Consider the following 23,441-nt stretch of genomic DNA (forward strand, 5'->3'; position numbering starts at 1 on the left):
GCGATCCTGGCCGCAAACCCCTGGAAATGCTCCGAAATGCTCCGCCCGCCGGGTTTCGCCCCTGCGCGTTCGCCATTGCGCGACACTGCCCGGCCCGCAGTGGTTTAATGCAGGGTTGGCCGCGCCGGGGCATGCCATGCGCCGCGCGCCGCGATCCGGAAAGCCTGTTTTATCGCCATACATGAACCGCCAGCTGCTGCTTGACGTTCTTCCTGCGCCTGCGCCTACGCTGAACAACTACATTGCCGGTCCCAACGGCCAGGCGCTGGCGGCCGCGCACGCCCTGACGGCCGGGCGGGCCATCTACCTGTGGGGGCCGGCCGGCTGCGGCCGTACGCACCTGCTGCGCGGCCTGAGCGCCCGGCCCGAGGCCATCTACATCGACGCCGCGCGCGCGGCGCAGTCGCTGCGCGAGCTGGCCGAGGCCGACTCCACCGCGCCCATGCCGCGGCTGGTGGCCGTCGACGACGTGCACCGCATGGACGACGCGCGGCAGGCCGGCCTGTTCGCCCTGTACAATCGCTGGCGCGAATCGGCCGCCACCGGCCGGGCCTTCGCGCTGGCCGTCTCCGGCGACCGCGCCCCGATGTCGCTGCCGCTGCGCGAAGACCTGCGCACCCGGCTGGGCTGGGACCTGGTCTTCCGGCTCGACCCCCTGTCCGACGCGGACAAACTGGCCGCGCTGACCGCCCAGGCCGCCGAGCGCGGCCTGCAGCTGGCGCCCGAGGTCATCAACTGGATGCTCACCCACCACGAACGCGACATCCGGAAGCTGGCCGCCTTGCTGGACGCGCTGGACCGCTATTCGCTGGCCACCGGCCGGCCCATTACCACTCCCCTGCTTCGCGCCATGCTGGCAGACCCTCACTCGCAAGCGACATGACGACCCGACGCCTAGCCCTGTTCGACCTCGACCACACCCTGTTGCCGTTGGACAGCGACTACCAATGGGCCGACTTCCTGGCCCGCACCGGCCGCGCCGGCGATCCCGCCGAGGCGCGCCGGCGCAACGACGACCTGATGGAGCGCTACAACCGCGGCGAACTGACCGCCGAGCAGGCCGCCGAGTTCATGCTGGGCCTGCTGGCGGCGCACTCGCCGGTGGAGCTGGCCGCCTGGCACGAGGAATTCATGCGCGATGTGATCCGCCCCAGCCTCACGGCCCAGGCGGTGGACGTGGTGCGCGGACACCTGGCGGCCGGCGACCTGTGCGCGCTGGTGACCGCCACCAACAGTTTTGTCACCGCCCCGATCGCGCGCGCCTTCGGCGTGCAGCACCTGATCGCCACCGACCCGGAATACCGCGACGGCCGGTACACTGGTCGCATCGAAGGCACGCCCAGCTTCCGCGAAGGCAAGGTGGTGCGGGTCAACCAGTGGCTGGCCGGCATGGGCCTGGCGCTGGGCGATTTCGCCGAGTCGTACTTCTACAGCGATTCGGTCAACGATGTTCCCTTGCTGGAAGCGGTAACACGGCCTATCGCCGCCAATCCCAGCCCGGGCCTGCGCGAAATCGCCCAGGCGCGCGGATGGCAGGTGATCGACCTGTTCGACCACCTCGAAGATGCGAAGTCCTAAATGATTACCGAAACCATAAGAAAATTTGTCGGCCGGCTGTTCGCGCCGGCCCTGCGCGGCCCACAGCGCATCGGCGCGGAACGCCATGGCATCGATCGCCGCAATGTCTCGCGCCACGCCATCAAAGTCTGCGACGTCCTGCGCCAGCATGGCTACGAAGCCTATATCGTCGGCGGCGCGGTGCGCGACCTGATCGTGGGCCTGGAGCCCAAGGATTTCGACGTGGCCACCAATGCCACGCCCGAGCAGATCCGGCCGCTGTTTCGCCGCGCCCGCATCATCGGCCGGCGCTTCCAGCTGGTGCACGTGGTGTTCGGCCAGGAAATCATCGAAACCTCGACCTTCCGCGCGCCGGCCTCGGACGACCAGGAAACCGACGAGCACGGCCGCATCCTGCGCGACAACGTATTCGGCAGCCAGGAAGAAGACGCGGCGCGCCGCGACTTCACCATGAACGCGCTGTACTACGACCCGCACACCGAGGAAGTCATCGACTACCACCAGGGCGTGCAGGACCTGAAAAAGCGCCAGGTGCGCATCATCGGCGATCCGGTCAAGCGCTATCGCGAAGACCCCGTGCGCATGCTGCGGGCGGTGCGCTTCGCCGCCAAGCTGAACGGCAGCATCGATACCGCCACGCGGCAGCCGATCCGCACCATGGCCAGCCTGATCGAGAACGTGCCGGCCTCGCGCCTGTTCGACGAAATGCTCAAGCTGCTGACCTGCGGCCACGCCATGGACTGCCTGCGGCAGTTGCGCAACGACGGCCTGCACCACGGCCTGCTGCCCTTGCTCGACGTCGTGCTCGAGCAGCCCGGCGGCGAGAATTTCGTCGAACTGGCGCTGGAGCGCACCGATGCGCGCGTGCGCGCCGGCAAGACCATCAGCCCCAGCTTCCTGTTCGCGGCGCTGCTGTGGCAACTGGTCGACGTGCGCTGGAAACAGCTGCGGGCCCAGGGCGAGCACAACATCCCCGCGCTGGTGCAGGCCGCCGACTCGGTGCTGGACGAACAGACCGAGAAACTGGCCATCCAGCGCCGCTTCTCGTCCGATATGCGCGAGATCTGGTTCATGCAGCCGCGCTTCGAGCGCCGCGCCGGCAAGACCATCTACCGCATGCTGGAGCAGCCGCGCTTTCGCGCCGCCTGCGACTTCCTGCAGCTGCGCGCCGCCGCCGGCGAGTTCGACAGCGTGCTGGCCCAGTGGTGGATGGACCTGGCCAATGGCGACGATGCCACGCGCGCCGAAATGATCGAGGAAACCGCCCACCTGCCGCGCGAAGCGAGCGACGCGCCGGCGCAAAAGCGCCGCCGTCCGCGCCGCCGCCCGTCCAACCGCCCGCGCGAACCGCAATGAACGGCAGCCCGGCTTCCGCCCTGGCATACGTTGGCCTGGGAGCCAACCTGGGCGACGCGGCCGCCACGCTGCGCAGCGTGCTGGCCGAACTGGCCGCCGCGCCAGGCATCCTCGCCTGCAAGGCTTCGCGCCTGTACCGGACGGCGCCCGTCGACGCCCAGGGCCCCGACTTCGTCAACGCGGTCGCCGCGCTCGACACCACGCTGGCGCCGCTGGACCTGCTGGACCTGTTGCAGGCGCTGGAACAGCGCCATGGCCGCGAGCGGCCCTACCGCAATGCGCCGCGCACCCTGGACCTGGACCTGCTGCTGTATGGCGAACAGGCCATCGACCATCCCCGCCTGAGCGTGCCGCATCCGCGCATACATGAACGCGCCTTCGTGCTGGCGCCGCTGTGCGAACTGGCCCCCGGCCTGCGCCTGGCGCAAGGCGACTGCGCGGCGCTGCTGGCCGCGCTGGAAGACCAGGCCATCGAGCCGCTGCGCTGAGGGCAGCGGCTCCCCTGGTCAGGGCTGCAGATTGCCTTCCTTGACCACCTTGCCCCACTTGGCGATCTCGTCCTGCAGAAAGGCCGCCGCGTGCGCCGGGCTGTCCGCCACCAGATCGATACCGTCGCGCTCGAGCATCTGGCGCATGGCCGGCGTGTTCAGCGCGCGCGCCGACGCTTCGTTCAGCTTCTGGATCACCGCCGGCGGCGTGCCCTGCGGCGCGGCCAGCACGAACCAGTTGCGGGCCTCGAAGCCCGGCAGGGTCTCGGCCACGGTCGGCACGTCGGGCAGGATGGCCATGCGCTTGGACCCCGTGGTCGCCAGCACGCGCAGCTTGCCTGCGCGCACGTGGACCAGGGACGAAGCCGGGTTGTCGATCATCAGGTCCACTTCACCGCTGATCAGGTCCATGAACGCCGCGCCCGCCCCCTTGTAGGGAATCGTCATGAACGTCACCCCGCCCTGCCCGGCGAGCATGGCGGTGGCCAGCGCCTGGATGCCGGTGCTGGCGCTCAGGGCGAAATTGATGCGGTCCGACTGCCTGGCCTGCGCCAGCACGTCCGGCAGCGACGCCGCCTTGAACCTGTTGCTGGCCACCAGCACCTGGGGCGCCGCCGCCATGATCATGACCGGAGAGAAATCCTTGACCGGGTCGTACGGCACCTGCGGATAGAACGCCGGCGTCGTGGCGAAGGCGGCCGAACTCAGCAGCAGCGTGTAGCCGTCGGCCGCGGCCCGCGCGACGTCGGTGGCGCCGATCTGCCCGGTGTTGCTGGGCTTGTTCTCGACCACGATGCTCTGGCCCAGGATATCTCCAAGCTCCTTGGCGAAGGGACGCGCCAGCGCATCGACGCCGCCGCCCGCGGCAAACGGCACCACGATGCGCACCGCCTTGTCGGGGTAGCCGGCATGCGCCGCGCCGCTTCCCACCGTCATCGCCGCGGCCAGCAGCGTTCCCCAGATTCTCTTCTTCACGTATGTCTCCTATGTTGCACGTGCATTCAGGCGGCCGGCTGTTCCGCCGCCAGTCGCATGACGGCGGCGGCATCGCCCGCCTCATCCAATGTCCAGACCGCCTCGATCAGCCGGTCCGCATCCACGCGCGCGCCGCCATGGCGGCACAGTTCGCGTAGTTTTTCCTCGATCTCGCCGTCTTGCAGCGGCCGCTCCCGCGACCCGCGCGCGGCCTGCACCTCGCGCTCGAGCAGCGTGCCGTCCTGGAACGCGATGCGCACCTTCACGGCGTCGACCGACATGCTGGCATCGTCGCGAAAGCCCAGCCGCAGGCCCAACGCCCGCAGCCCGGCGTCGGCGACCGCCTCGTCCGAAAACTCGGGCAGCCCGGCGCGGCCGCGCACCAGCGCCACGGCCACGGCATGCTGGGCGCTGACTTGCGACTGCCGGCCGGTGGCGACGCCCGGCCGGTCGGTGCGCTGTTTCAACAGCGGGTGCCCGGTCAGTTCGATGCGCTCGATGGCGGCCCAGCCGCCGCCGGCGATGCGGGGATCGGCCGCCAGCGCCAGGCAGGCGTCGATCACCGGATTGAGCACCACGCCGCAGGGATACGGCTTGTACGTGTTGTTCAGCACCTCCCAGCGTTCGCCCAGGCCGGCGCTGACCGCAGCGATATCGGGCGCGTCGGCGGCCACGCGCAGATAGCCGCGCACGCCCTCCAGCGGTTGCGGCGGTCCGTCGAACCCCTCCGCCGCCAGCAGGGCCGACAGCAGCCCGTTGCGCGCCGCATTGCCCACGCTGATGCTCTTGGCCGCGGTGCCCAGCGTTTCCACCAGCCCGCCTGCCTGCACCGCCGCGCAACCCAGTGCCGCCACCATGGCGTCGCCCGGCAGTCCCAGGCAGCGCGCGGCGCCCAGCGCGGCGCCGAATACGCCGCAGGTCGACGTGATATGCCAGCCGCGCGCATAGTGCCCCGGCGACATGGCGTTGCCGATGCGGCAGGTCGCCTCGACGCCGAGCACGAACGCATGCAGCAGCTGCGCGCCGCTCAGCGGCCGGGTTTCGGCCAGCGCGAACAGGGCCGGCGCCACGGGCGCCGTGGGATGGATGATGGTGGGGTGATGCGTGTCGTCGAAATCGTAGACATTGGCCGCCATGGCATTGAGCGCGGCCGCGTTGAGCATGTCCAGGCGCCGCGCGCGGCCCACCAGCGACGCCCGCGCGTCCGAGGCGAACCGGGCATAGGTGCGCGTGGCGGTGTCCAGGACGGGATCGCGCGCGGCCGCCAGCGCCACAGCGAAGTAATTCAACAGGCTGCGCCGGCCTTCGTGGCGCACCGCCTGCGGCACATCCTCCCAGCGGCTGGTGGCCGCGAAGCGCGCCAGTTCCGCGCTGACCGCGGGCGTGCCGGCGAGCGGCGAGACAGCTTGATTCATGGTCATTTCACTTGTTGGGGAAGCCACATCACGATCTGCGGATAAATGTAGATCAGGCACAGGAAGAGCAGGATGATCAGCACGAAGGGCAAGGCGCCGCGGATGATATCCGTGAAACGCGCCTTCTCGTTCATGCTGCGCAACACGAACAGAACCATGCCCACGGGCGGCGTGATCAGCCCGAGCTCGATCATCAGCACCAGGAAGACGCCGAACCAGATGGGGTCCAGGCCCAGCGACATGGCGATGGGGTATGTCACCGGCAGGGTCATCAGCATCATCGCGATGGACTCGACGAACATGCCCAGCACCAGATAGGCCAGCACCATGGCGGCGACGATCAGCGCCGGCGACAGATCCGCGCCCTGGATCAGGTTGACCACCTCGCGCGGCAACCGCAGATAATCGAACACCCAGCTGAAGATGCCCGCGCCCACGACGATCAGCAGCAACAGCGCCGTCACCTTGGCGGAGTCGTGCGCGATCTCGAACAACGCCCGCCAGCTCAACTGGCGACGCACCAGGCACAGCACGAAGGCGCTGACGGCGCCGATGGCGGCGGCCTCGGTCGGCGTGGCCACGCCCGTGTACATCGAACCGAGCACCGCGCCGATGATCGCCACGAAAGGCACCATGCCGCGCGACGCGCTCAGCTTCTCGCGCAGCGTGTAGGCGCGCGCCACCGGCGCCGAGCCCGGCACCGCCAGCGCCCAGACCAGCGCGCCCAGCATGAAGCAGGCCATCAGCAGCAGGCCCGGCAACATGCCGGCCAGAAAGAGATGGGTGACCGACGCGCCCACGGTCGTGCCATAGATGATCATCGGGATGCTGGGCGGGATGAGAATGCCGAGCGTCGCGCCGGCCGCCGCTACCCCGTAGGTCAGGCGCGGACTGTAGCCGCGTTCGATCATGTCCGGGCAGGCCACCTTGCCCAGCGTAGCGGCCGTGGCCAGGCTCGAGCCCGACACCGCCGCGAACACGGCCGAGGCGCCCGCCGACGCGTGCGCCAGGCCGCCGGGCGCGCGGCCGAACCAGCGCACCAGCGCGTCGAACATGCCCGCGGTAATGCCGCTGCGCAGCAACAGTCCGCCCATGAAGATGAACATGGGCACGGCCGTCAGCGTGAAGGTATTGGTGCTGCTCCAGGCGCGCTCGGCCAGCAGCGACAGCTGCGGACGCGACAGCAGGAAATACACGCCGAACAGGCCCACCAGGCCCAACGCGACCCCGATGCGCACGCCGAGAAACAGCAGCAGCATCATGCTGGCTACCAGCAGGAAGGCGACCCAGCCCAGCGACTGTCCGCGCGCCAGGCCATACAGGACGGCGCAGCCGCCGACGACCAGCACGACGTGCGCCAGGGTGCGCACGCCGCTCCACGCCCATGCGCAGGCCAGCAGGGCCGCGACGATGAGGGCCATGCCCCAGTCGAAGCGGCCGCCGGCCGCCATCGGCACCGCATTGGCGCCCAGGGCCACCAGCGCGGCCGCCAGCAAGGCCAGCAACGTCGGCGTCAGCCAGCGCCGCCAGGCCTGGGCAGGCGGGCTCAGGCGATAGATGTCCACCAGGATGGACATGCAGAAAACCACAATTCCCACCGACACCGCCAGCTCGGGCATCCACTGCGGCGTGGAAAGCAAGCCCCAGTCGCGCGTGTCGTTGAGGTACTCGCGCACGTTGAAACTGGCCATCTGCCAGCCCAGCACCACGCAGAACAGCAACGCCAGCCACTGGCACAGCAATTCCACCCGCAGGCGCACGGGCGCGGACAGGCGGTCGATCCAGAGTTCGACCTGGACATGCGAGTTGGAGGCCTGCGCCGCGGCCAGGCCGAAGAACACGGTGGCCACGAGCAGGTAGCCGGAGATCTCGGTCGCCCATGCCGTGGGCGCGTTGAAGAGGTAGCGCGAGAAGATCTCATAGCACATCGACAAGGCCATGAGCAGCAGCGCCACCGTCGCCAGCGCGCCGCAGGCGCGCGAGATCGCCGCCATCCAGCGGATCAGGCAGAAGTCCTGATCGATCGCCAGGGGGTAGGGGGAAGCGCCCGCAAGCTCCGCCGGCTCGATCGGCATGACAGGTGCCGGCATCTCGATACTGCTCATAGCTGTCTCCTCGACACACGCGGCGCGGCCGCGCGATGGTGTTTTCCCTGAGAGAGCCGGCAAGCTCCTCCCAGAATGATGTTATGACGGTATTATAGGCATATTGTATGATTGAATGCTTAGAATTTTAACAGCGCACCGCGCCGCAACACCAACCTAGGAGGAGCAACATGTCCCAACGTTTCCCGCTACCACGCGGATTCCAGGCCGCCCTGGCAGCGGCCGCCCTGTGCACGGCCAGCTGGAGCGGCGCCGCCGCCCAGACCTATGACCTGACCATGGCCGTCATCACTTCGCCCGGCGACGGCTATTCCATCCTCACGGCCTCGGTGCCCGAACGGGTGGCCAAGGCCACGGACGGCAAGGTCAAGGTCACGGTCAGCGATTCGCTCGTGCCGCCGGCGCAAATCGCCACCGCCGTGCGCGAAGGCCGCGTGGACATGAGCGCCGCCCTGCACACCTACCTGGCGGCCGACGAGCCGCGCATGGGCATCTTCAACCTGCCCGGCCTGATCAACAACATCCAGGAATACAAGCAGGTGTGCGACGCTTTCTGGTGCGAGGACACCCGCAAGATCTGGAAGGACAAGTGGAACGCCATCGTCCTGGCCGAAGGCGCGTGGTGCACCCAGCAGCTCTTCTCCAAGGATCCGATCCACAAGGTCGAGGATTTCAAGGGCAAGCGGCTGCGCGTGCACAATCCGCAGACCGCCGAAGTCGTCAACGCGCTGGGCGGCAAGCCGGTCGCAATGCCCACCACGGAGATCTTCCCCGCGCTCGAGCGTGGCGTGATCGACGGCCTGTTCATCTCGACCTGCGTGGGCGGCTCGCTGGAATTCTGGCGCATCGCCAAGAACGTGCAGAACTGGAGCCTCGGCCCGATCAACGGCTGGGCCATCCTGGCCAACCCCGACAGCTGGCAGAAGCTGCCGGCCGACGTGCAGAAGCAGGTCCAGGGCGCGATGGACGCCCTGCAGCAGGAGGCCTTCGGCAATTACGACACCTTCGTCAGCAACGCCCAGCAGGAGATGATGAAGAAGGGCGTGACCTTCTGGGTAGCCCCCGAGGAGGAACGGGCTAAACTAATGCAGCAGCAATATATCGGTCCTTCCTACGAGGCGTGGAACAAGCGCGCCAAGCAGGTCGGGTTCGATGGCCCGGCCTATCTCGATCGCGTGCGCACGACGCTCGGCAAGAGCGCCTCGAACTGATCGCAGGCCGTCCAATGGTGTCCGGTGCGCTCGCACGCACCGGATGCCTTTCCCATTTTGCAATACGAACCGCATGACATCTCCCGCAGCGCCAGAAGGTGAATTCAAGGTCCAGCGTGTCGCTTCCGTACTGCGCCATAGCGTGACCGAGAGCATCCGCAACGCCATCCTGGTTGGCCGGTTCCGCCCGGGCGAACGCCTGCCCGAACGCGAACTCTGCGAAATGACCGGCGTCAGCCGCACCCTGGTGCGCGAAGCGCTGCGCCAGCTCGAATCCGAAGGCCTGATCGTCGTCATTCCGCACCGCGGCCCGGTGGTCGAGCGGCTGTCGCCCGAACAGGCGCGCGGCATCTACCAGGTGCGCGAGGAACTGGAAGGCCTGGCCTGCCAGCTGTTCGCCGAACACGCCACCGAACCCCAGCTCGCCGCCCTGCAGGAGGCCTTCCAGGCGCTCAAGCGCGCCCTCACGCGCGGCACGCCGCTGGAGCAGATCGCCGCCAAGAACGCGTTCTACCAGCAGCTGCTCGACGGGGCCGGCAACGAGGCGCTGACCACCACCCTGCGTCTGCTCAACTCGCGCGTCATGCTGCTGCGCTCGACGTCCATGCAGGCGCCGGGCCGCGCCAAGCACAGCGTGGCCGAGCTGTCGAACCTGCTGCAGGCCCTGGTGGCGCGCGACGGCAAGGCTGCCCGCAAGGCGGGCAGCCTGCACGTGCGCAATGCCGCCAGCGTAGCCATCGCCATCCTGCAGGACTCGCTGGCCGACGCTGCCGCGACGGCCGAGTAAGCCCCGCGCGGCGCGCTCAGCGTGCCGCCGCCCCGAACGGATCGGCCTCGACCGGCGTATCCACCTGGTAAGGCAACGTCTCGGGCAATCCCGACAGGCTGCGCATGACCGGGTAGATCGCGCTGTAATCCTGTCCGCCACGGCCCTGCGCGCGCGCCGCCGTATAGGACTGGAATGCCGCGCTGCCCATCGGTACGCAGGCCCGGCTGCGCGCCGCCAGTTCGAGCGCCAGGCCCAGGTCCTTGTGCGCCAGGTCGACCTGGAAACCCGCCGACAGGTCGCCGCGCAGCACCTTGTTCGGATAGGTGATGTTCATATGCCCCAGGCCGGCGATGGTCCCGCGCATGACCTCCAGGGCCAGCTCGACGCTCAGGCCGCTGGCCTCGGCCAGGGTCAGGGCCTCGGCCGTCAGGGCATTGAGCGAAATACCCATGAAGTTGTTGACCACCTTCACGCGCGAACCGCCGCCCACTTCGCCGCAATCGATGACCTGGTTGCCCATGCACAGCAGCGCATCGCGGGCGCGCGCCTTGTCCTGCGCGCTGCCGCTAGCGAGGATCAGCAGCGTGCCGCGCTGCGCCTCCATGGCGGAGCGGCCGACCGGCGAATCCAGCATGCGCATGCCGCGCTCGGCCAGGCGCTGCGCGATCAGGTCGGTTTCCTGGAGCAGGATGGTGGACATGTTGATGAACAGCGCGCCCGGGTCCATGCCCTGCAGGGCGCCGTCGGCGCCTTCGAGCGCCGCCTGGATATGCGTCGCGGTTGGCAGCATGGCGATGACCAGGGCGGCCCCGGCCGCCGCCTCGCGCGCGCTGGCGGCGCGCTGGCCGCCGGCCCGTCCAGCGCTTGCGGATTCAGGTCGTAGCCGGTGACGGCATGGCCGCCCTTGACCAGGTTGCAGGCCATGGGCAGGCCCATCGCGCCCAGGCCGAGAAATGCGATCTTGTGTTTCTGCATGATGTCTCCTTGTCGGCCAGCGCATCCAGGCACTGGCCTGTCCTCGCCAACGCGTCAGGCGAAGGCCCCTTCTTTCTCCATCGTCTCCACCACTTCGCGCACCGCCTTCATGGCGTCCAGCGCGGCGGGTACGCCACAGTAGATCGCCGCCTGCAGCACGACCTCGACGATTTCGTCCTTGGTCACCCCATTGTTGATCGCGCCGCGCAGGTGCAGGCGCAGCTCGTTGGGCCGGTTCAAAGCGATCAGCATGGCCAGGTTCAGGAAGCTGCGGGTCTTGCGCTCCAGGCCGGGACGCGTCCAGACTTCGCCCCAGCAATATTCGGTGACCAGCTTCTGCAGGGAAGCCGTGAGGTCATCGGCGCTATTGAGCGATTTATCCACATACGCGTCGCCGACCACCGCGCGGCGAACTGCCAGGCCTTTTTGGAACTGCTCGGTTTGAAACTCAGGCCGTAATGCCATGGTGTGTCTCCATTGAGTGAAAAGCGGCGCGTTGGAACATCCACTTGCTACCGCACGTCGTACTACTATAATACAATCCTATTGTATTTATAAGACCCCAAACGTCATCCAGCCTGGAGGAGACACCTTGAACTGTGCGCCTTTTGACGTGTACGCCATCCGCTACGCGCGCCATAGCGGCCGGATCGCGGCCGACAACTATCTGGGCAAGGTGGATTTCCACGATGCCGAATCCGATCTCGATTACTACGTGTGGGCGCTGCGCCGCGGCGACGAGGTCTATGTGGTGGACACCGGCTTCGCCGAAGACGCGGCGCGCCAGCGCGGCCGCGAGCTGCTGATGCGCCCGGCGCAGGGCCTGGCCCTCATCGGCATCGACGCGACACAGGTGCGCGACGTGATCCTCACCCACCTGCACTACGACCACGCGGGCACGCTGGGCGACTTCCCCGCCGCCACCTTCCATGTGCAGGACGCCGAGCCGGCCTACGCCACCGGGCACTGCATGTGCCATGGGCCGTTGCGCCACCCCTACGACGTCGAGGACGTGGTCGGGTTCGTGCGCAAGGTCTATGCCGGCCGGGTCAGCTTTCACAACGGCCAGACCGAACTGGCGCCCGGGCTGTCGCTGCACCTGGTCGGCGGCCACACCGGCGGCCTGCAGATCGTGCGCGTCTGGACGCAGCGCGGCTGGGTCGTGCTGGCTTCCGATGCCAGCCATCTCTACGGCAATATCGGCCACGACGCGCCCTTCCCGGCGGTCTACCACGTGGGCGACATGCTGGAGGGCTACCACACCGTCCGGCGGCTGGCGGACTCCGAGGCGCATATCGTGCCGGGCCATGATCCACAGGTGATGCAGCGCTACCCCGCGCCTTCGCCCGAGCTGCATGGCAAGGTGGTGCGGCTGGACGTCGCTCCCACGCCCGACGGGCTCGTGCCGGAGGCGGCATGAACCCGGCCCGCCCGCTACACGGGCGCTGCGCCCTGATCACCGGCGCCGAGGCCGGACTGGGGCTGGCCATCGCCGATACGCTGGCCCGTTCCGGCGCCGACATCGTGATGCACTGCCTGCAGGCCAACGAAAGCGCCCGCCAGGCGCAAGCCGCCCTGGCGCGCGAGCACGGCGTGCGGGTGCTGCTGCTGCAGGCCGACCTGCGGGACGTGGACCAGATCGAGGCCATGGCGGCTCAGGCGCTGGCCGAGCTGCCGCGCCTGGACATCCTGGTCAACAACGCCGTGGTGCGCCATTTCGAGCCGGCCCATGAACTGCCGCGCGCCCACTGGGACGAGTCGCTGGCCGTCAACCTGTCGGCGGCGTTCCACCTCGCCCGCCTGGCGCTGCCGGGCATGCTGGCGCAGGGCTGGGGCCGCATCATCAATCTGTCGTCGGTCTATGGCGCGGGAGCCGCGGCCAACCGGGTCGGCTACGTCACCACCAAGACCGCCCTGCTGGGACTGACCCGCGCGCTGGCCGTGGAAACCGCCGCCAGCGGCATCACCTGCAACGCCGTCGCGCCGGGAACCGCGCCCACGCCGGCCATCGTCGGCCGCATCGCCGAGATCGCGCGGCGCGACGGCGTCGCGCAGGAACAGGCCGAACGCGAATACCTGGCCGCCGCGCGCCAACCCACCGGCCGCTTCGTCGCCATGGAAAACGTGGCGGCCCTGGTCGCCTTCCTGTGCAGCGATGCCGGACGCGACATCACGGGCGCCACCCTGCCCATCGACGGCGGCTGGACCGCGGCCTAGGTCGCCCCTCTTTCACTTCCCACTCTCTATTCACACCACAGCGAGACACATCATGACGACGGAAAAGCATCTTGGTTTCGTAGGTATCGGCCGCATGGGCACTCCCATCGCCGAACGCCTGCTCGAAGCCGGCTACACCCTGACGGTCTACGACACGCAGGCCCCCGCGCTGCAGGCGCTGGCCGCCAAGGGCGCCCATATCGCCGACTCGCCCAAGGCAGTGGCCGACCGCGCCGAGACCGTGCTGGTATCCCTGCCCACCCCGGACATCGTGCTCGCTGTGGCGCTGGGCGAGGACGGCCTGGCGCGCGGCAACGCGGTGCGCACGGTCATCGATCTGTCCACCAGCGGCTCGCAGGCCGCGCGCACGCTGGCCGACGGCCTGGCGGCGCAGAACATCGCCAGCATCGACTGCCCGGTCAGCGGCGGCGTCACGGGCGCCAAGCGCGGCACGCTCGCGCTGATGGTTTCCGGTCCGCGCGAGCGCTACGACGCCCTGCACGACATGTTCGGCGTGATCGGCAAGCCGGTCTACGTCGGCGAGCGCGCCGGCATGGCGCAGACCATGAAGGTCATCAACAACCTGATTTCGGTCACCGCGCTGAGCATCACCTCGGAGCTGATGGTGATGGGCGTGAAGGCCGGGCTGGATCCGGACATCATGCTCCAGGTCATCAACTCGGGCTCGGGCCGCACCAACGCCTCGGAAGACAAGATTCCCCGCTTCGTGCTTACCCGCAGCTTCGACTTTGGTTTTGCCATCGGCCTGTCCGCCAAGGACGTGCGCTTGTGCCTCGAGGAAAGCGAACAGCTGGGCGTGCCGCTGCGGGTCGGCGACGCCGCCCGGCGCCTGCTCAACGACGCGCGCGACAAGTTCGGCAATGATGCCGACCTGACCGAAATCATCCGCTACGTCGAAGACAACGCGGGAGTACAGGTGCGCGGCAAGGCCGCCGACGCGGCATGAGCACGGCCGGCGTAGCCGTCATCACGGGCGGCGCAAGCGGCATCGGCGCCGCCTGCGCCCGCCGCTTCGCGGCCCAGGGGATGGCGGTCGCCATCCTGGACGTGGCGCGCGAGGCGGGCGAGGCCCTGGCCGCCGAGCTCGGCGCCCAGGGCGCGCCGGCGCGCTTCTATGCCTGCGACGTGGCCGACGCCGCGGCCGTGCAGGCCTGCGCCGACGCGGTCTCGGCCGAGCTGGGCGAGACCGCGCTGCTGGTCACGTCCGCCGCGCTCATTCCCAATACCGAATCGGTGCTGGACATGGACCTCGCCGAGCATGACCGCATGTGGCGCGTCAACTACCACGGCACGGTGCATGCCTGCCGCAGCTTCGGACGCATTCTGCGCGCGCGCCGCGCGGGCCACATCGTCACCCTCGGCTCCATCAACAGCCGCAACGCACTGCCCTTGCCCGCCTACAACCCGGGCAAGGCCGCGCTGGCGCGCCTGACCGAGCTGCTGGCCCAGGAGCTGGGCCGCCACGGCGTGCGGGTCAACAGCGTGGCGCCGACCTACGTCATGACGCCGGCGCTGCAGGCCCGTATCGACGCCGGCCAGCGCGACCTCGCCGCGATGATGTCGGTGCACGCGCTGGATGCGCTGCCCACGCCCGCGGACATCGCCGACGCCGTGGCCTTCCTGTGCTCGCCGCAGGCCCGCCTGATCACCGGCGTGCTGCTGCCGGTGGACGCCGGCTGGGCCAGCGGCGTCAGCTACCGCACCTACGCCGGCGGCATGCCCCCGCAGAGCCACGGCGCCTGACCCCACCCCCATACCAAGACAACGGAGATCCCACATGTCCGGCTCATTCCTGAAAGCCCTGCGGCGCGCGCCCTTGCTGGCGCTGTGCCTGGCCCTGCTGCCGGCCGCCGCGGCCCGCGCCGCCTACCCCGAGCGCCCCGTGCGCGTCATCGTGCCGTTCGCCGCCGGCGGCGGCGCCGACATCGTCGCCCGCCTGGTCTTCAAGGGCGTCAGCGAGCAGCTCGGCCAGCCCTTCATCATCGACAACCGCGGCGGTGCCGGCGGCATCATCGGCACCGACGCGGTCGCCAAGGCCGAGGCCGATGGCTATACCCTGCTGCTGGGCCAGAGCGGCCCCAACGCGATCAACCCCTCGGTGTACAGCAAGCTGCCGTACGACGCGCGCAAGGACTTCGCGCCGGTCACGCAGCTGACCAGCTACCCCTATGTCGTGGCGATCAAGAACGGCCTGGCGCCGAACAATCTGCGCGAACTGATCGAACTGGCCAAGCGCGAACCCGGCACGCTCACGTTGTCGACCGCCGGCCAGGGCAGCTCCGCGCACCTGGCGGTCGAGCTCTTCATGCGCCAGGCCGGCATCGTCGTCATCCCCGTTCCGTACAAGGGCGCCGGCCCGGCGCTGCTGGACGTGGTCGGCGGCGTGGTCGACATGACCTTCGGTGATGCCGCGTCGGCCTCCAAGCAGGCGCAGGCCGGCAAGATCAAGGCGCTGGCCGTCACAGGCGCGCGGCGCTCGCCCCTGATTCCCGACGTGCCCACGGTGCAGGAAGCCGGGGTGCCGGGCTACGAAGCCTCGGCCTGGCATGCCGTGCTGGCCCCGCGCGGCACGCCGCAACCGGTCATCCAGACGCTGTACACGGCCATCGCCAAGGTGCTCGCCGACCCGCAGCTGAAGGCGCGCCTGGCCCAGGACGGCATCGAAGCCGTGGGCAGCGAGCCGCAGGCATTCGGCCAAGCCTTGAACGCGGAAATCGACAAATGGCAGAAGGTGGTCGAAGACGCGGGCATCAAGCTGGAGTAAGCCGGCCCGCACGGCGCCGGCTCGGCGCCGTGCCTACGCCTTCTCGGGCCAGCGCGCCATCACGGCGGCGACATCGTCCTGGCCCGGCAGCCCGGCCTCGTTGCCCAGGTGCTGGATCTTGTAGGCCGCCGCCGCGCGCGCGAAGCGGAAGTGCTCGCGCCATGGCAGCTGCGGCCGCGCCGCATACGACCACACATAGGCGCCGTGGAACACATCGCCCGCCCCCGAGGTGTCCACCACCGCGCTGGCGGGAATGTCCAGCGCGGGCAGGCGCGACACCACGCCGGCCTCGTCGTACCACAGCATGCCGCGCTCGCCCTGGGTGACCGCGCCGATGCGGCAGCCGCAATCGCGCAGCCACTCGAGCAAGGCTTCGGCGCTCAGGCCCATCTGCTCGCACAGGCGCTCGGCGCACACCGCCACGTCGATATGCCGCATGAGCTCGGCGGTGTTGCTGCGCAGGCCCCCGCCGTCGAGCGAAGTCAGCACGCCGGCGGCGCGGCAGGCGCGCGCGTAGTGCAGCGCGGCATCCGGCTGGTGGCCGTCCAGGTGCAGGACGCGGTATCCGCCCACTTCGAGCAGCGGAAACGATTGCAGGTAATCGGTGTCGCGGGCGCGCAGGATGGCGCGCTTGCCGTCGCGCGGCATGATGAACGACAGCGATGAGCGCCGTACCGGCCGCGGATGCACGCGCACGCCATGGCTGGCGGCCATGTCGGCGAACATGTGGCCCAGCCAGTCGGGCGCCTGCGGACAGATCAGATCGGGAGCCAGGCCCAGCCGCGCGCAGGCGAACGCGGCGGTGACGGCATTGCCGCCGAACGACACGGCGTAGTCGCGCGCCACGCGCTTGTCGTCGCCGCCGGGCCATTCGTCGGCCAGCAAGGTCACGTCGATATAGGCGTGGCCGACGAACAGCGCCGCCGGCGCGGGACCGGGCGCGGCCATGGCTCAGGCTTCCTGGCCGGCCGGCTCGCCGGCTCGCGCCAGCAGCTGGCGCGCCCGGGCGATCACCGGCGCATCCACCATCTTGCCGTCGAGCATGAAGGTGCCCGCGCCGCTGTCGCGGTGCGCCGCCACCACGCGGCGCGCCCAGTCCAGCTCGGCCAGGGGCGGCAGCAGCGCCTCGTGCACGATGGGCACCTGGGTCGGATGGATGCACAGCATGCCGGCAAAGCCCATGTCGCGCGCCCGCGTGGCGGCCGCCCGCAGGCCGGCCGTGTCCTGGACGCCCGGATGCACGCCGTCGAGCGGCTGCGCCAGGCCGGCCGCGCGGCTGTGCAGCAGCACCTGCACGCGGGCCTGGTCCAGCGCCACGCCGGCCGCCTCGGTGTCGGGCGTCAGGCCGAGATCCAGCGCGTAGTCCAGGCTGCCGAAGGCCAGCCGCGCCACGCCCGGCGTGCCCGCGACGTCGGCCGCGTTGAGCACGCCGCGCGCCGTCTCGATGATGGGCACGATGGGAATGCCGCTTTGCGCCGCATGGCGCACCTGCATCAGGCTCTCGGCCTTGGGCAGCAGGATGCCTCTGACGCCGGGCCGCCCGCGGCACGCTTTCAGGTCGTCATCGTGCCAGGCCGTGGACGCATCGTTGATGCGCACCCACAGGCGCGCGTCGGGATGCGTGCCCAGGAAATCGCACAGCGCTTCGCGCGCGCTGTCCTTGGCCAGATGCTCGACCGCATCCTCGAGATCGACGATCACGGCATCGGCGCCGCTGGCCAGCGCCTTGGGAATACGCTCGGGCCGGCTGGCCGGCACGAACAACGCAGTACGCACGACAGTTTGCATCACACCACCTCGGCTGCACGCAGGCGCGCCACCTCATCGGGCGCGTATCCCAACGATGCTAGCACCGCGGCGGTGTTTTCGCCCACCGCCGGCACGGCATCCATCCGCGCGGCGAACGCGTTGCTGGTGGCCGGCGGCAACAGCGCCGGCAGCGTGCCGGCCGGGCTGTCCACCTCGCGCCAGCGCTGGCGCGCCTGCAATTGGGGGTGTTCCCAGACATCGCGCATCTGGTTGACGCGCGCATTGGCAATCTGGGCCTGCTCCAGCCGCGCCGTCACCTCGCCGATGTCCAGGCGCGCGAAAACCGCCACGATCAAGGCGCGCAGCGCGTCGCGATTGGCCGCGCGGCGGGAATTGCTGGCGTAGCGCTCGTCGTCGGCCAGCTCGGGCTGGCGCAGCACGCGCTCGCAGAAGGCGCGCCATTCGCGCTCGTTCTGCAGGCCGAGCATGATGGTGGCGCCGTCGCCCACCGGGAACGGGCCATAGGGGTAGATGGTGGCGTGCGCGGCGCCCGCGCGCGGCGGCGGCGGCGCGTCGTCGAAGGCGTAATACATCGGATAGCCCATCCACTCGACCGTGCTCTCCAGCATGGAGACGTCGATCCGGCTGCCGACGCCGGTCTTGCCGCGCAGCAGCAAGGCATTGAGAATGCCCGAATAGGCGTACATGCCGGCGGCGATGTCGGAGATGGAGCACCCGGCCTTGACCGGCTCGTCCGGCGTGCCGGTGACCGACACGAAGCCGCTCTCGCTCTGGATGAGCAGGTCGTACGCCTTCTTGTCCTGGTACGGCCCGCCTTGTCCGTAGCCGGAGATATCGCAGACGATCAGGCGGCTGAAACGCGCGTGCAGCTGCTCGAACGACAGCCCCAGCCGGGCGGCCGCGCCCGGCGCGAGGTTCTGCGCCAGCACGTCGGCCGACGCCAGCAGGCGTTCCAGCACCTCGTCGGCGCCGGGCCGCTTGAGGTCGAGGGTCAGGCTTTCCTTGGAACGGTTGGTCCACACGAAATGCGACGACAGGCCGCGCACGCGCTCGTCGTAGCCGCGCGCGAAGTCGCCGCTGCCGGGCCGCTCGATCTTGATGACGCGCGCGCCCATGTCGGCCAGCTGGCGGGTGCAGAACGGCGCGGCGATGGCGTGCTCCAGGCTGACGACGGTGATGCCGTCGAGCGGGCGGATGGCGGGCACGTCGCTCATGCCGTGAACCTCAGCTCGCCCTGGTGGGCCAGGGTATCGTCCTGCTGCGCCCACAGACGCGCCAGGCCCGGCTCGGCCACGGCGCCGGCCACCTCGAACGGACGCGGCGCGATCAGCGGCCGCAGGCCGCGGTAGGACAGGTGGTCCAGACGCGCCCCGGGGTGGGCGCGGCGGAATGCCGCCACCATCATGGTGGCGATCATCGGCCCGTGCACCACCAGCCCGGGATAGCCCTCGACGCCGGTGACATAGGGGTAGTCGTAGTGGATGCGGTGGCCGTTGAAGGTGACGGCGGAATAGCGGAACAGCAGCACTTCCGAGGGCGTCATGGTTTCGCGCCACTGCGCCGCCGGCGCGGGCTCGGTGCCGGCCAGCTTGGGCGGGCTGGGCTGGCGGTAGACGATGTCCTGCTCCTCCAGGATCGCCAGCTCGCCCTCCTGGCGGTATTCGTGCCGCACGGTGACGAACAGCAGCGCGCCGGTGCGGCCGGTCTTCTCCTGGATACTGGCGACCGTGGACAGGCGTTCGGCCGGCACGCCCACGCGCAACGGCTGGCGGAACTCGACCCGGCCGCCGGCCCACATGCGGTTGCGGTCATCGGCCGGCGGCAGGAAACCGCCGCGCGCCGGATGCCCGTCGCGACCCAGGCCGTCCGGGCCCACCGTGCTGATGAAAAACGCCCACTGCCACAGGGGCGGCAGCGGCTGCCCGGCGCCAGGCGCCGGCTCTCCCAGCGTCGCGGCCACGCGGCCCACGGCTATCGGGTCCAGGGAGTCCTGCACGCATTCGGAGCTGCCTATCCAGGCGGCGAGGGAAGTAGCGGTCATCTCGGCGATCCTCGTTGCATCGAATCCGCCAGCATGCCCGCCCCACCGCGCCCGCGCAATTCGTTTTTCCGGTAGGCCGCCTTCGAAAAACCCATACACCTACATGGGTGCCTGTCCCCGCAGGGGGACTGGCACCCACAAATTCCTGGGGTGCCTGTCCCGACATAGGGACTGATATTTGCGACAGGGTGTGCCTGTCCCCGCTGGGACAGGCACACGACCCGCCCCCGTCGGGACAGGAATCAGGCGACCGCGACCGGAATCTTGCCGATGCGGGCCTGCCACTCCTTCGGGCCGGTGGTGTGCACCGAGGTGCCCTGCGAGTCCACCGCGACGGTCACGGGCATGTCCTTGACGTCGAACTCGTAGATGGCTTCCATGCCCAGGTCCTCGAAAGCCAGAACCTTGGCGTTGCGGATGGCCTTGGACACCAGGTAGGCCGCGCCGCCCACCGCCATCAGGTAGGCCGAGCCGTGCTTGCGGATCGACTCGATGGCGACCGGGCCGCGCTCGGACTTGCCGATCATGGAAATCAGGCCGGTCTGCGCCAGCATCATGTCGGTGAACTTGTCCATGCGGGTCGCCGTGGTGGGACCGGCCGGGCCGACGACTTCGTCGCGCACCGGATCGACCGGGCCGACGTAGTAGATGACGCGGTTGGTGAAGTCCACCGGCAGGCTCTCGCCCTTGGACAGCATGTCCTGGATGCGCTTGTGCGCCGCGTCGCGGCCGGTCAGCATCTTGCCCGACAGCAGCAAGGTCTGGCCCGGTTTCCAGCTGGCGACTTCTTCCTTGGTCAGGGTATCGAGGTCGACCTGCCTGGACTTGTTGTAATCGGGCGCCCAGTGCACTTCCGGCCATTCGGACAGCGACGGCGGATCGAGGCGGGCCGGACCGGAGCCGTCCAGCACGAAATGCGCGTGGCGCGTGGCGGCGCAGTTCGGGATCATCGCCACCGGCTTGGACGCGGCGTGCGTGGGGAAGGTGCTGATCTTGACGTCCAGCACGGTCGTCAGGCCGCCCAGGCCCTGCGCGCCGATGCCCAGGGCGTTGACCTTCTCGTACAGCTCGATGCGCAGCTCTTCCAGCTTGCTCTGCGGGCCGCGCGCCAGCAGCTCGTACATGTCGATGTCTTCCATCAGCGACTGCTTGGCCATCAGCATGGCCTTCTCGGCCGTGCCGCCCACGCCGATGCCGAGCATGCCCGGCGGGCACCAGCCGGCGCCCATGGTCGGCACGGTTTTGAGCACCCAGTCGACCAGCGAATCGCTGGGATTGAGCATGACGAACTTGGACTTGTTTTCCGAGCCGCCGCCCTTGGAGGCCACTTGCACGTCGACGGTGTCGCCCGGCACCAGTTCGACGTGCAGGATACAGGGCGTGTTGTCGCGGGTGTTCTTGCGCGCGAACAGCGGATCGTCCAGCACCGACGCGCGCAGCGGGTTGTCGGGGTTGAGGTAGCCGCGGCGCACGCCTTCGTCACAGAGTTCCTGCAGCGTGCGTTGCGTGTCGAAGCGCACGTTCATGCCGACCTTGAGGAACACGTTGACGATGCCGGTGTCCTGGCACAGCGGGCGCTTGCCCTCGGCGCACATGCGCGAGTTGGTCAGGATCTGCGCCATGGCATCGCGGGCAGCCGGGCTTTCTTCACGCTCGTAGGCGCGCGCCAGGTGACGGATATAGTCCACCGGGTGGTAGTAGCTGATGAACTGGATGCCATCGGCGATGGACTGGATGAAGTCTTCTTCTTTGATGAGGACGGTCATGACGGTATGCGAGGATGGATGAACAATGGGCGCGCGGCGGTCAGGCCCGCCGCGCCATGCGGCCTGTTTTATTTGCCTTGCCAGACAGGCTTGCGCTTCTCGGCGAAGGCGGTGGCGCCTTCCTTGGCGTCGGCCGAGGTGAAGATTTCGGTGACCTGCGGACGCTGGCGGTCGAACATGGTTTCCTGGTCCCAGTCGCCCGATTGCGCGACGATGCTCTTGGCAACCTGCACCGCCAGCGGGCCGTTCTCGACGATGACGCGGGCCAGCGCCAGCGCGCCTTCCAGCGCGCCGCCGGCCGCCGTCAGGCGGTTGACCAGGCCCAGCGCATGGGCGCGCGACGCATCCAGGAAATCGCCCGTCAGGATGATTTCCATGGCGATGTGGTACGGCAGCCGGCGCGGCAGGCGCAGCATGCCGCCGGCGCCCGGCACCAGGCCGCGCTTGACTTCGGGCAGGCCGAACTTGGCATTGTCGGCGGCCACCAGCAGATCGCAGCTCAGGGCCATTTCGCAGCCACCGGCCAGCGCATAGCCCTCGACCGCCGCGATCAGCGGTTTCTTCGGCGGGCGTTCGGTCAGGGCGGCAAAGCCACGCTCGGGTAGCGACGGGCGCTGTCCGGTCCGGGCGAACGCCTTCAAGTCCATGCCGGCCGAGAACGTGCCGCCCGCGCCGGTCAGGATGCCGATACGCACGTCGTCGCGCTCATCGAGTTGGTCCAGCGCGGCGGCCATGGCCTGCGCCGTTTCGAAATTGATGGCGTTCCTGGCTTCGGGACGGTTGACCGTGATGATCTGGATGCCGTCGGCGATTTCCACCTTGACCAGTTCTGACATGCAATGCTCCTTCCGTATGCGCATGGGGCCGGGCCCCGACTTTTATATAAGACTCGACAGACCCGCATCATACGACCATTGCTCCGACCCCCGCTTCAGACTGCGCTGACCTTCACTTGCGAGACGCTTCAAATCTCCGGTACACTTGTATTATCATCAATACAACATATCAGGAGACGAATATGCAGGGATTGCAACGCCTGGCCGCCGGCTGCGCACTGTTTGGCGCGCTGGCCCTGCCGCTGGCGCCGGCCTCGGCGCAGAACAATGCCATCAAGCTGGTCGTGGGCGCCCCGCCCGGAGGCACCACCGACACCGTCGCGCGCAGCATCGCCCAGCACATGGCGCAGGACCTCAAGCGCACCGTGCTGGTCGAGAACAAGCCCGGCGCGGGCGGCAACATCGCGGCCGACTATGTCGCCAAGGGCAAGGCCGACGGCAGCACCCTGCTGGTCACCTTCACCAGTTTCTCGATCAACGCCAGCCTGTACCGCAACCTGCCGTTCGACCCGGTGCGCGACTTCACGCCCATCAGCATGCTGGCCAACGTGCCCAGCGTGCTGGTCACGCGCAAGGACTTCCCGGCCCGGACCATGCCGGAGTTCGTTTCGCTGGTGCAAGCCAGTCCGGGCAAGTACACCATGGCGCTGGGCGCCATCGGCTCCTCGCTGCACATGTCCGGCGAGCGCATGAAGATGATGGCGGGGCTGGACATCCTCAACGTGCCGTACAAGGGCACGTCGCCGGCCATCACCGACCTGCTCGGCGGCCAGGTGGACATGATGGTCGCCAGCTCGCTCAACGCCCTGCCGCACATCAAGAGCGGCGCGCTCAAGGCGCTGGGCGTCACCAGCCCGCAGCCGCTGCCGCAATTCCCCGGCGTGCCGCCCATCGGCGATACCATCAAGGGTTTCGAATCCAACGCATGGTTCGCCCTGTTCGGCCCGGCCGGCCTGCCGCCCGAGACGGTCGCGGCGCTGAACGCCGCCGCCCGCAAGGCGGTCGACACGCCCGAGTTCCGCAAGCTGCTCGAAGGCGAGGCGGCCACCGCGGTCAGCAGCAGCCCGCAGGAACTGGACGAATTCGTGCGCAAGGACATCGAACGCTACGCCGAACTCGTCAAGTTCACCGGCGCCACGGTGGACTGAACCCAA

22 protein-coding genes and 1 pseudogene are annotated in these 23,441 nt (G+C 69.0%); 12 read left to right on the forward strand and 11 right to left on the reverse strand.

Annotation, left to right across the window (positions count from 1 at the left end; all coding sequences use genetic code 11):
• The first annotated feature begins 181 nt into the window (after window positions 1-181).
• Genes hda through LK409_RS16310 form a run of 4 tightly spaced genes read left to right on the forward strand, consistent with a single transcriptional unit; the run spans window position 182 to window position 3,422 of the window.
• Complete coding sequence (gene hda / locus LK409_RS16295) at window positions 182-883, forward strand: DnaA regulatory inactivator Hda (RefSeq protein ID WP_041937284.1); 702 nt, start codon at window positions 182-184, stop codon at window positions 881-883.
• Window positions 880-1,578: an HAD family hydrolase gene (locus LK409_RS16300; protein ID WP_003814344.1), complete on the forward strand. Its 699-nt coding sequence runs from the start codon at window positions 880-882 to the stop codon at window positions 1,576-1,578. Before hda ends, LK409_RS16300 begins: the two co-directional genes overlap by 4 nt.
• Complete coding sequence (gene pcnB, locus LK409_RS16305; protein ID WP_010929164.1) at window positions 1,579-2,934, forward strand: polynucleotide adenylyltransferase PcnB; 1,356 nt, start codon at window positions 1,579-1,581, stop codon at window positions 2,932-2,934.
• Complete coding sequence (locus tag LK409_RS16310) at window positions 2,931-3,422, forward strand: 2-amino-4-hydroxy-6-hydroxymethyldihydropteridine diphosphokinase (RefSeq protein ID WP_010929165.1); 492 nt, start codon at window positions 2,931-2,933, stop codon at window positions 3,420-3,422. The genes pcnB and LK409_RS16310 overlap by 4 nt, the downstream gene beginning before the upstream one ends.
• An 18-nt stretch (window positions 3,423-3,440) precedes the next feature.
• On the opposite strand, the gene LK409_RS16315 is transcribed toward LK409_RS16310, so the two are convergent.
• Genes LK409_RS16315 through LK409_RS16325 form a run of 3 tightly spaced genes read right to left on the reverse strand, consistent with a single transcriptional unit; the run spans window position 3,441 to window position 7,917 of the window.
• Entirely contained in the window at window positions 3,441-4,397 is a 957-nt protein-coding gene (locus tag LK409_RS16315; protein WP_003814351.1) for a tripartite tricarboxylate transporter substrate binding protein, read from the reverse strand.
• A 26-nt stretch (window positions 4,398-4,423) separates the two neighbouring features.
• Window positions 4,424-5,818 carry an MmgE/PrpD family protein gene (locus LK409_RS16320; RefSeq protein ID WP_010927027.1) on the reverse strand — a complete coding sequence of 465 codons (1,395 nt, stop codon included), beginning with the start codon at window positions 5,816-5,818 and terminating at the stop codon, window positions 4,424-4,426.
• A complete protein-coding gene (locus LK409_RS16325; protein WP_010929166.1) occupies window positions 5,815-7,917 on the reverse strand; it encodes a TRAP transporter large permease subunit in 2,103 nt (700 codons plus the stop codon). The genes LK409_RS16320 and LK409_RS16325 overlap by 4 nt, the downstream gene beginning before the upstream one ends.
• A 170-nt stretch (window positions 7,918-8,087) precedes the next feature.
• On the opposite strand from LK409_RS16325, the gene LK409_RS16330 reads away from it, so the two are divergent.
• Together LK409_RS16330 and LK409_RS16335 are read left to right on the forward strand one after the other, a co-directional pair.
• Window positions 8,088-9,128 carry a TRAP transporter substrate-binding protein gene (locus LK409_RS16330; RefSeq protein WP_010929167.1) on the forward strand — a complete coding sequence of 347 codons (1,041 nt, stop codon included), beginning with the start codon at window positions 8,088-8,090 and terminating at the stop codon, window positions 9,126-9,128.
• 142 nt (window positions 9,129-9,270) lie between these two features.
• Window positions 9,271-9,915: a GntR family transcriptional regulator gene (locus LK409_RS16335; protein ID WP_229131159.1), complete on the forward strand. Its 645-nt coding sequence runs from the start codon at window positions 9,271-9,273 to the stop codon at window positions 9,913-9,915.
• A 16-nt stretch (window positions 9,916-9,931) separates the two neighbouring features.
• Here the strand turns inward: LK409_RS16335 and yihU are convergent.
• Window positions 9,932-10,872 (reverse strand): annotated as a pseudogene (gene yihU / locus LK409_RS16340) (sulfolactaldehyde 3-reductase).
• 54 nt (window positions 10,873-10,926) lie between these two features.
• The gene (locus LK409_RS16345; protein WP_003814363.1) at window positions 10,927-11,337 is read right to left on the reverse strand and encodes a carboxymuconolactone decarboxylase family protein; all 411 of its coding nucleotides are present in this window, start codon (window positions 11,335-11,337) and stop codon (window positions 10,927-10,929) included.
• 127 nt (window positions 11,338-11,464) lie between these two features.
• Between LK409_RS16345 and LK409_RS16350 the strand changes: the two genes are divergently transcribed.
• Genes LK409_RS16350 through LK409_RS16370 form a run of 5 tightly spaced genes read left to right on the forward strand, consistent with a single transcriptional unit; the run spans window position 11,465 to window position 15,874 of the window.
• Entirely contained in the window at window positions 11,465-12,292 is an 828-nt protein-coding gene (locus LK409_RS16350) for an N-acyl homoserine lactonase family protein (RefSeq protein WP_010929168.1), read from the forward strand.
• Entirely contained in the window at window positions 12,289-13,089 is an 801-nt protein-coding gene (locus LK409_RS16355; RefSeq protein ID WP_010929169.1) for an SDR family oxidoreductase, read from the forward strand. Before LK409_RS16350 ends, LK409_RS16355 begins: the two co-directional genes overlap by 4 nt.
• A gap of 52 nt (window positions 13,090-13,141) precedes the next feature.
• Entirely contained in the window at window positions 13,142-14,056 is a 915-nt protein-coding gene (locus LK409_RS16360; protein ID WP_010929170.1) for an NAD(P)-dependent oxidoreductase, read from the forward strand.
• Window positions 14,053-14,853: an SDR family NAD(P)-dependent oxidoreductase gene (locus LK409_RS16365; protein ID WP_003814372.1), complete on the forward strand. Its 801-nt coding sequence runs from the start codon at window positions 14,053-14,055 to the stop codon at window positions 14,851-14,853. Before LK409_RS16360 ends, LK409_RS16365 begins: the two co-directional genes overlap by 4 nt.
• Before the next feature lie 34 nt (window positions 14,854-14,887).
• Window positions 14,888-15,874, forward strand: coding sequence for a tripartite tricarboxylate transporter substrate binding protein (locus LK409_RS16370; RefSeq protein ID WP_010929171.1), 987 nt, complete (start codon window positions 14,888-14,890; stop codon window positions 15,872-15,874).
• Window positions 15,875-15,907: 33 nt separating this feature from the next.
• Here the strand turns inward: LK409_RS16370 and LK409_RS16375 are convergent, their stop codons facing one another.
• The 6 genes from LK409_RS16375 to LK409_RS16400 all read right to left on the reverse strand — a co-directional run bounded on the left by LK409_RS16375 (window position 15,908) and on the right by LK409_RS16400 (window position 22,287).
• Entirely contained in the window at window positions 15,908-16,822 is a 915-nt protein-coding gene (locus tag LK409_RS16375) for a sugar kinase (protein ID WP_010929172.1), read from the reverse strand.
• A gap of 3 nt (window positions 16,823-16,825) precedes the next feature.
• Complete coding sequence (locus LK409_RS16380; protein ID WP_003814379.1) at window positions 16,826-17,665, reverse strand: HpcH/HpaI aldolase/citrate lyase family protein; 840 nt, start codon at window positions 17,663-17,665, stop codon at window positions 16,826-16,828.
• Window positions 17,662-18,858, reverse strand: a complete 1,197-nt coding sequence (locus LK409_RS16385) for a CaiB/BaiF CoA transferase family protein (RefSeq protein WP_010929173.1) — start codon at window positions 18,856-18,858, stop codon at window positions 17,662-17,664. Before LK409_RS16385 ends, LK409_RS16380 begins: the two co-directional genes overlap by 4 nt.
• Window positions 18,855-19,685 carry an FAS1-like dehydratase domain-containing protein gene (locus LK409_RS16390; RefSeq protein ID WP_010929174.1) on the reverse strand — a complete coding sequence of 277 codons (831 nt, stop codon included), beginning with the start codon at window positions 19,683-19,685 and terminating at the stop codon, window positions 18,855-18,857. The genes LK409_RS16385 and LK409_RS16390 overlap by 4 nt, the downstream gene beginning before the upstream one ends.
• Window positions 19,686-19,927: 242 nt before the next feature.
• Window positions 19,928-21,451 carry a fumarate hydratase gene (locus tag LK409_RS16395; protein WP_003814384.1) on the reverse strand — a complete coding sequence of 508 codons (1,524 nt, stop codon included), beginning with the start codon at window positions 21,449-21,451 and terminating at the stop codon, window positions 19,928-19,930.
• Window positions 21,452-21,519: 68 nt separating this feature from the next.
• Window positions 21,520-22,287: a crotonase/enoyl-CoA hydratase family protein gene (locus LK409_RS16400; protein WP_003820893.1), complete on the reverse strand. Its 768-nt coding sequence runs from the start codon at window positions 22,285-22,287 to the stop codon at window positions 21,520-21,522.
• Between the two features lie 182 nt (window positions 22,288-22,469).
• Here LK409_RS16400 and LK409_RS16405 point away from each other — a divergent pair, with 182 nt between their 5' ends.
• The gene (locus tag LK409_RS16405) at window positions 22,470-23,435 is read left to right on the forward strand and encodes a Bug family tripartite tricarboxylate transporter substrate binding protein (protein WP_010929175.1); all 966 of its coding nucleotides are present in this window, start codon (window positions 22,470-22,472) and stop codon (window positions 23,433-23,435) included.
• The last annotated feature ends 6 nt before the right edge of the window (window positions 23,436-23,441 follow it).

This window comes from Bordetella parapertussis (genome assembly GCF_020735925.1).
Classification (GTDB): domain Bacteria; phylum Pseudomonadota; class Gammaproteobacteria; order Burkholderiales; family Burkholderiaceae_B; genus Bordetella; species Bordetella pertussis.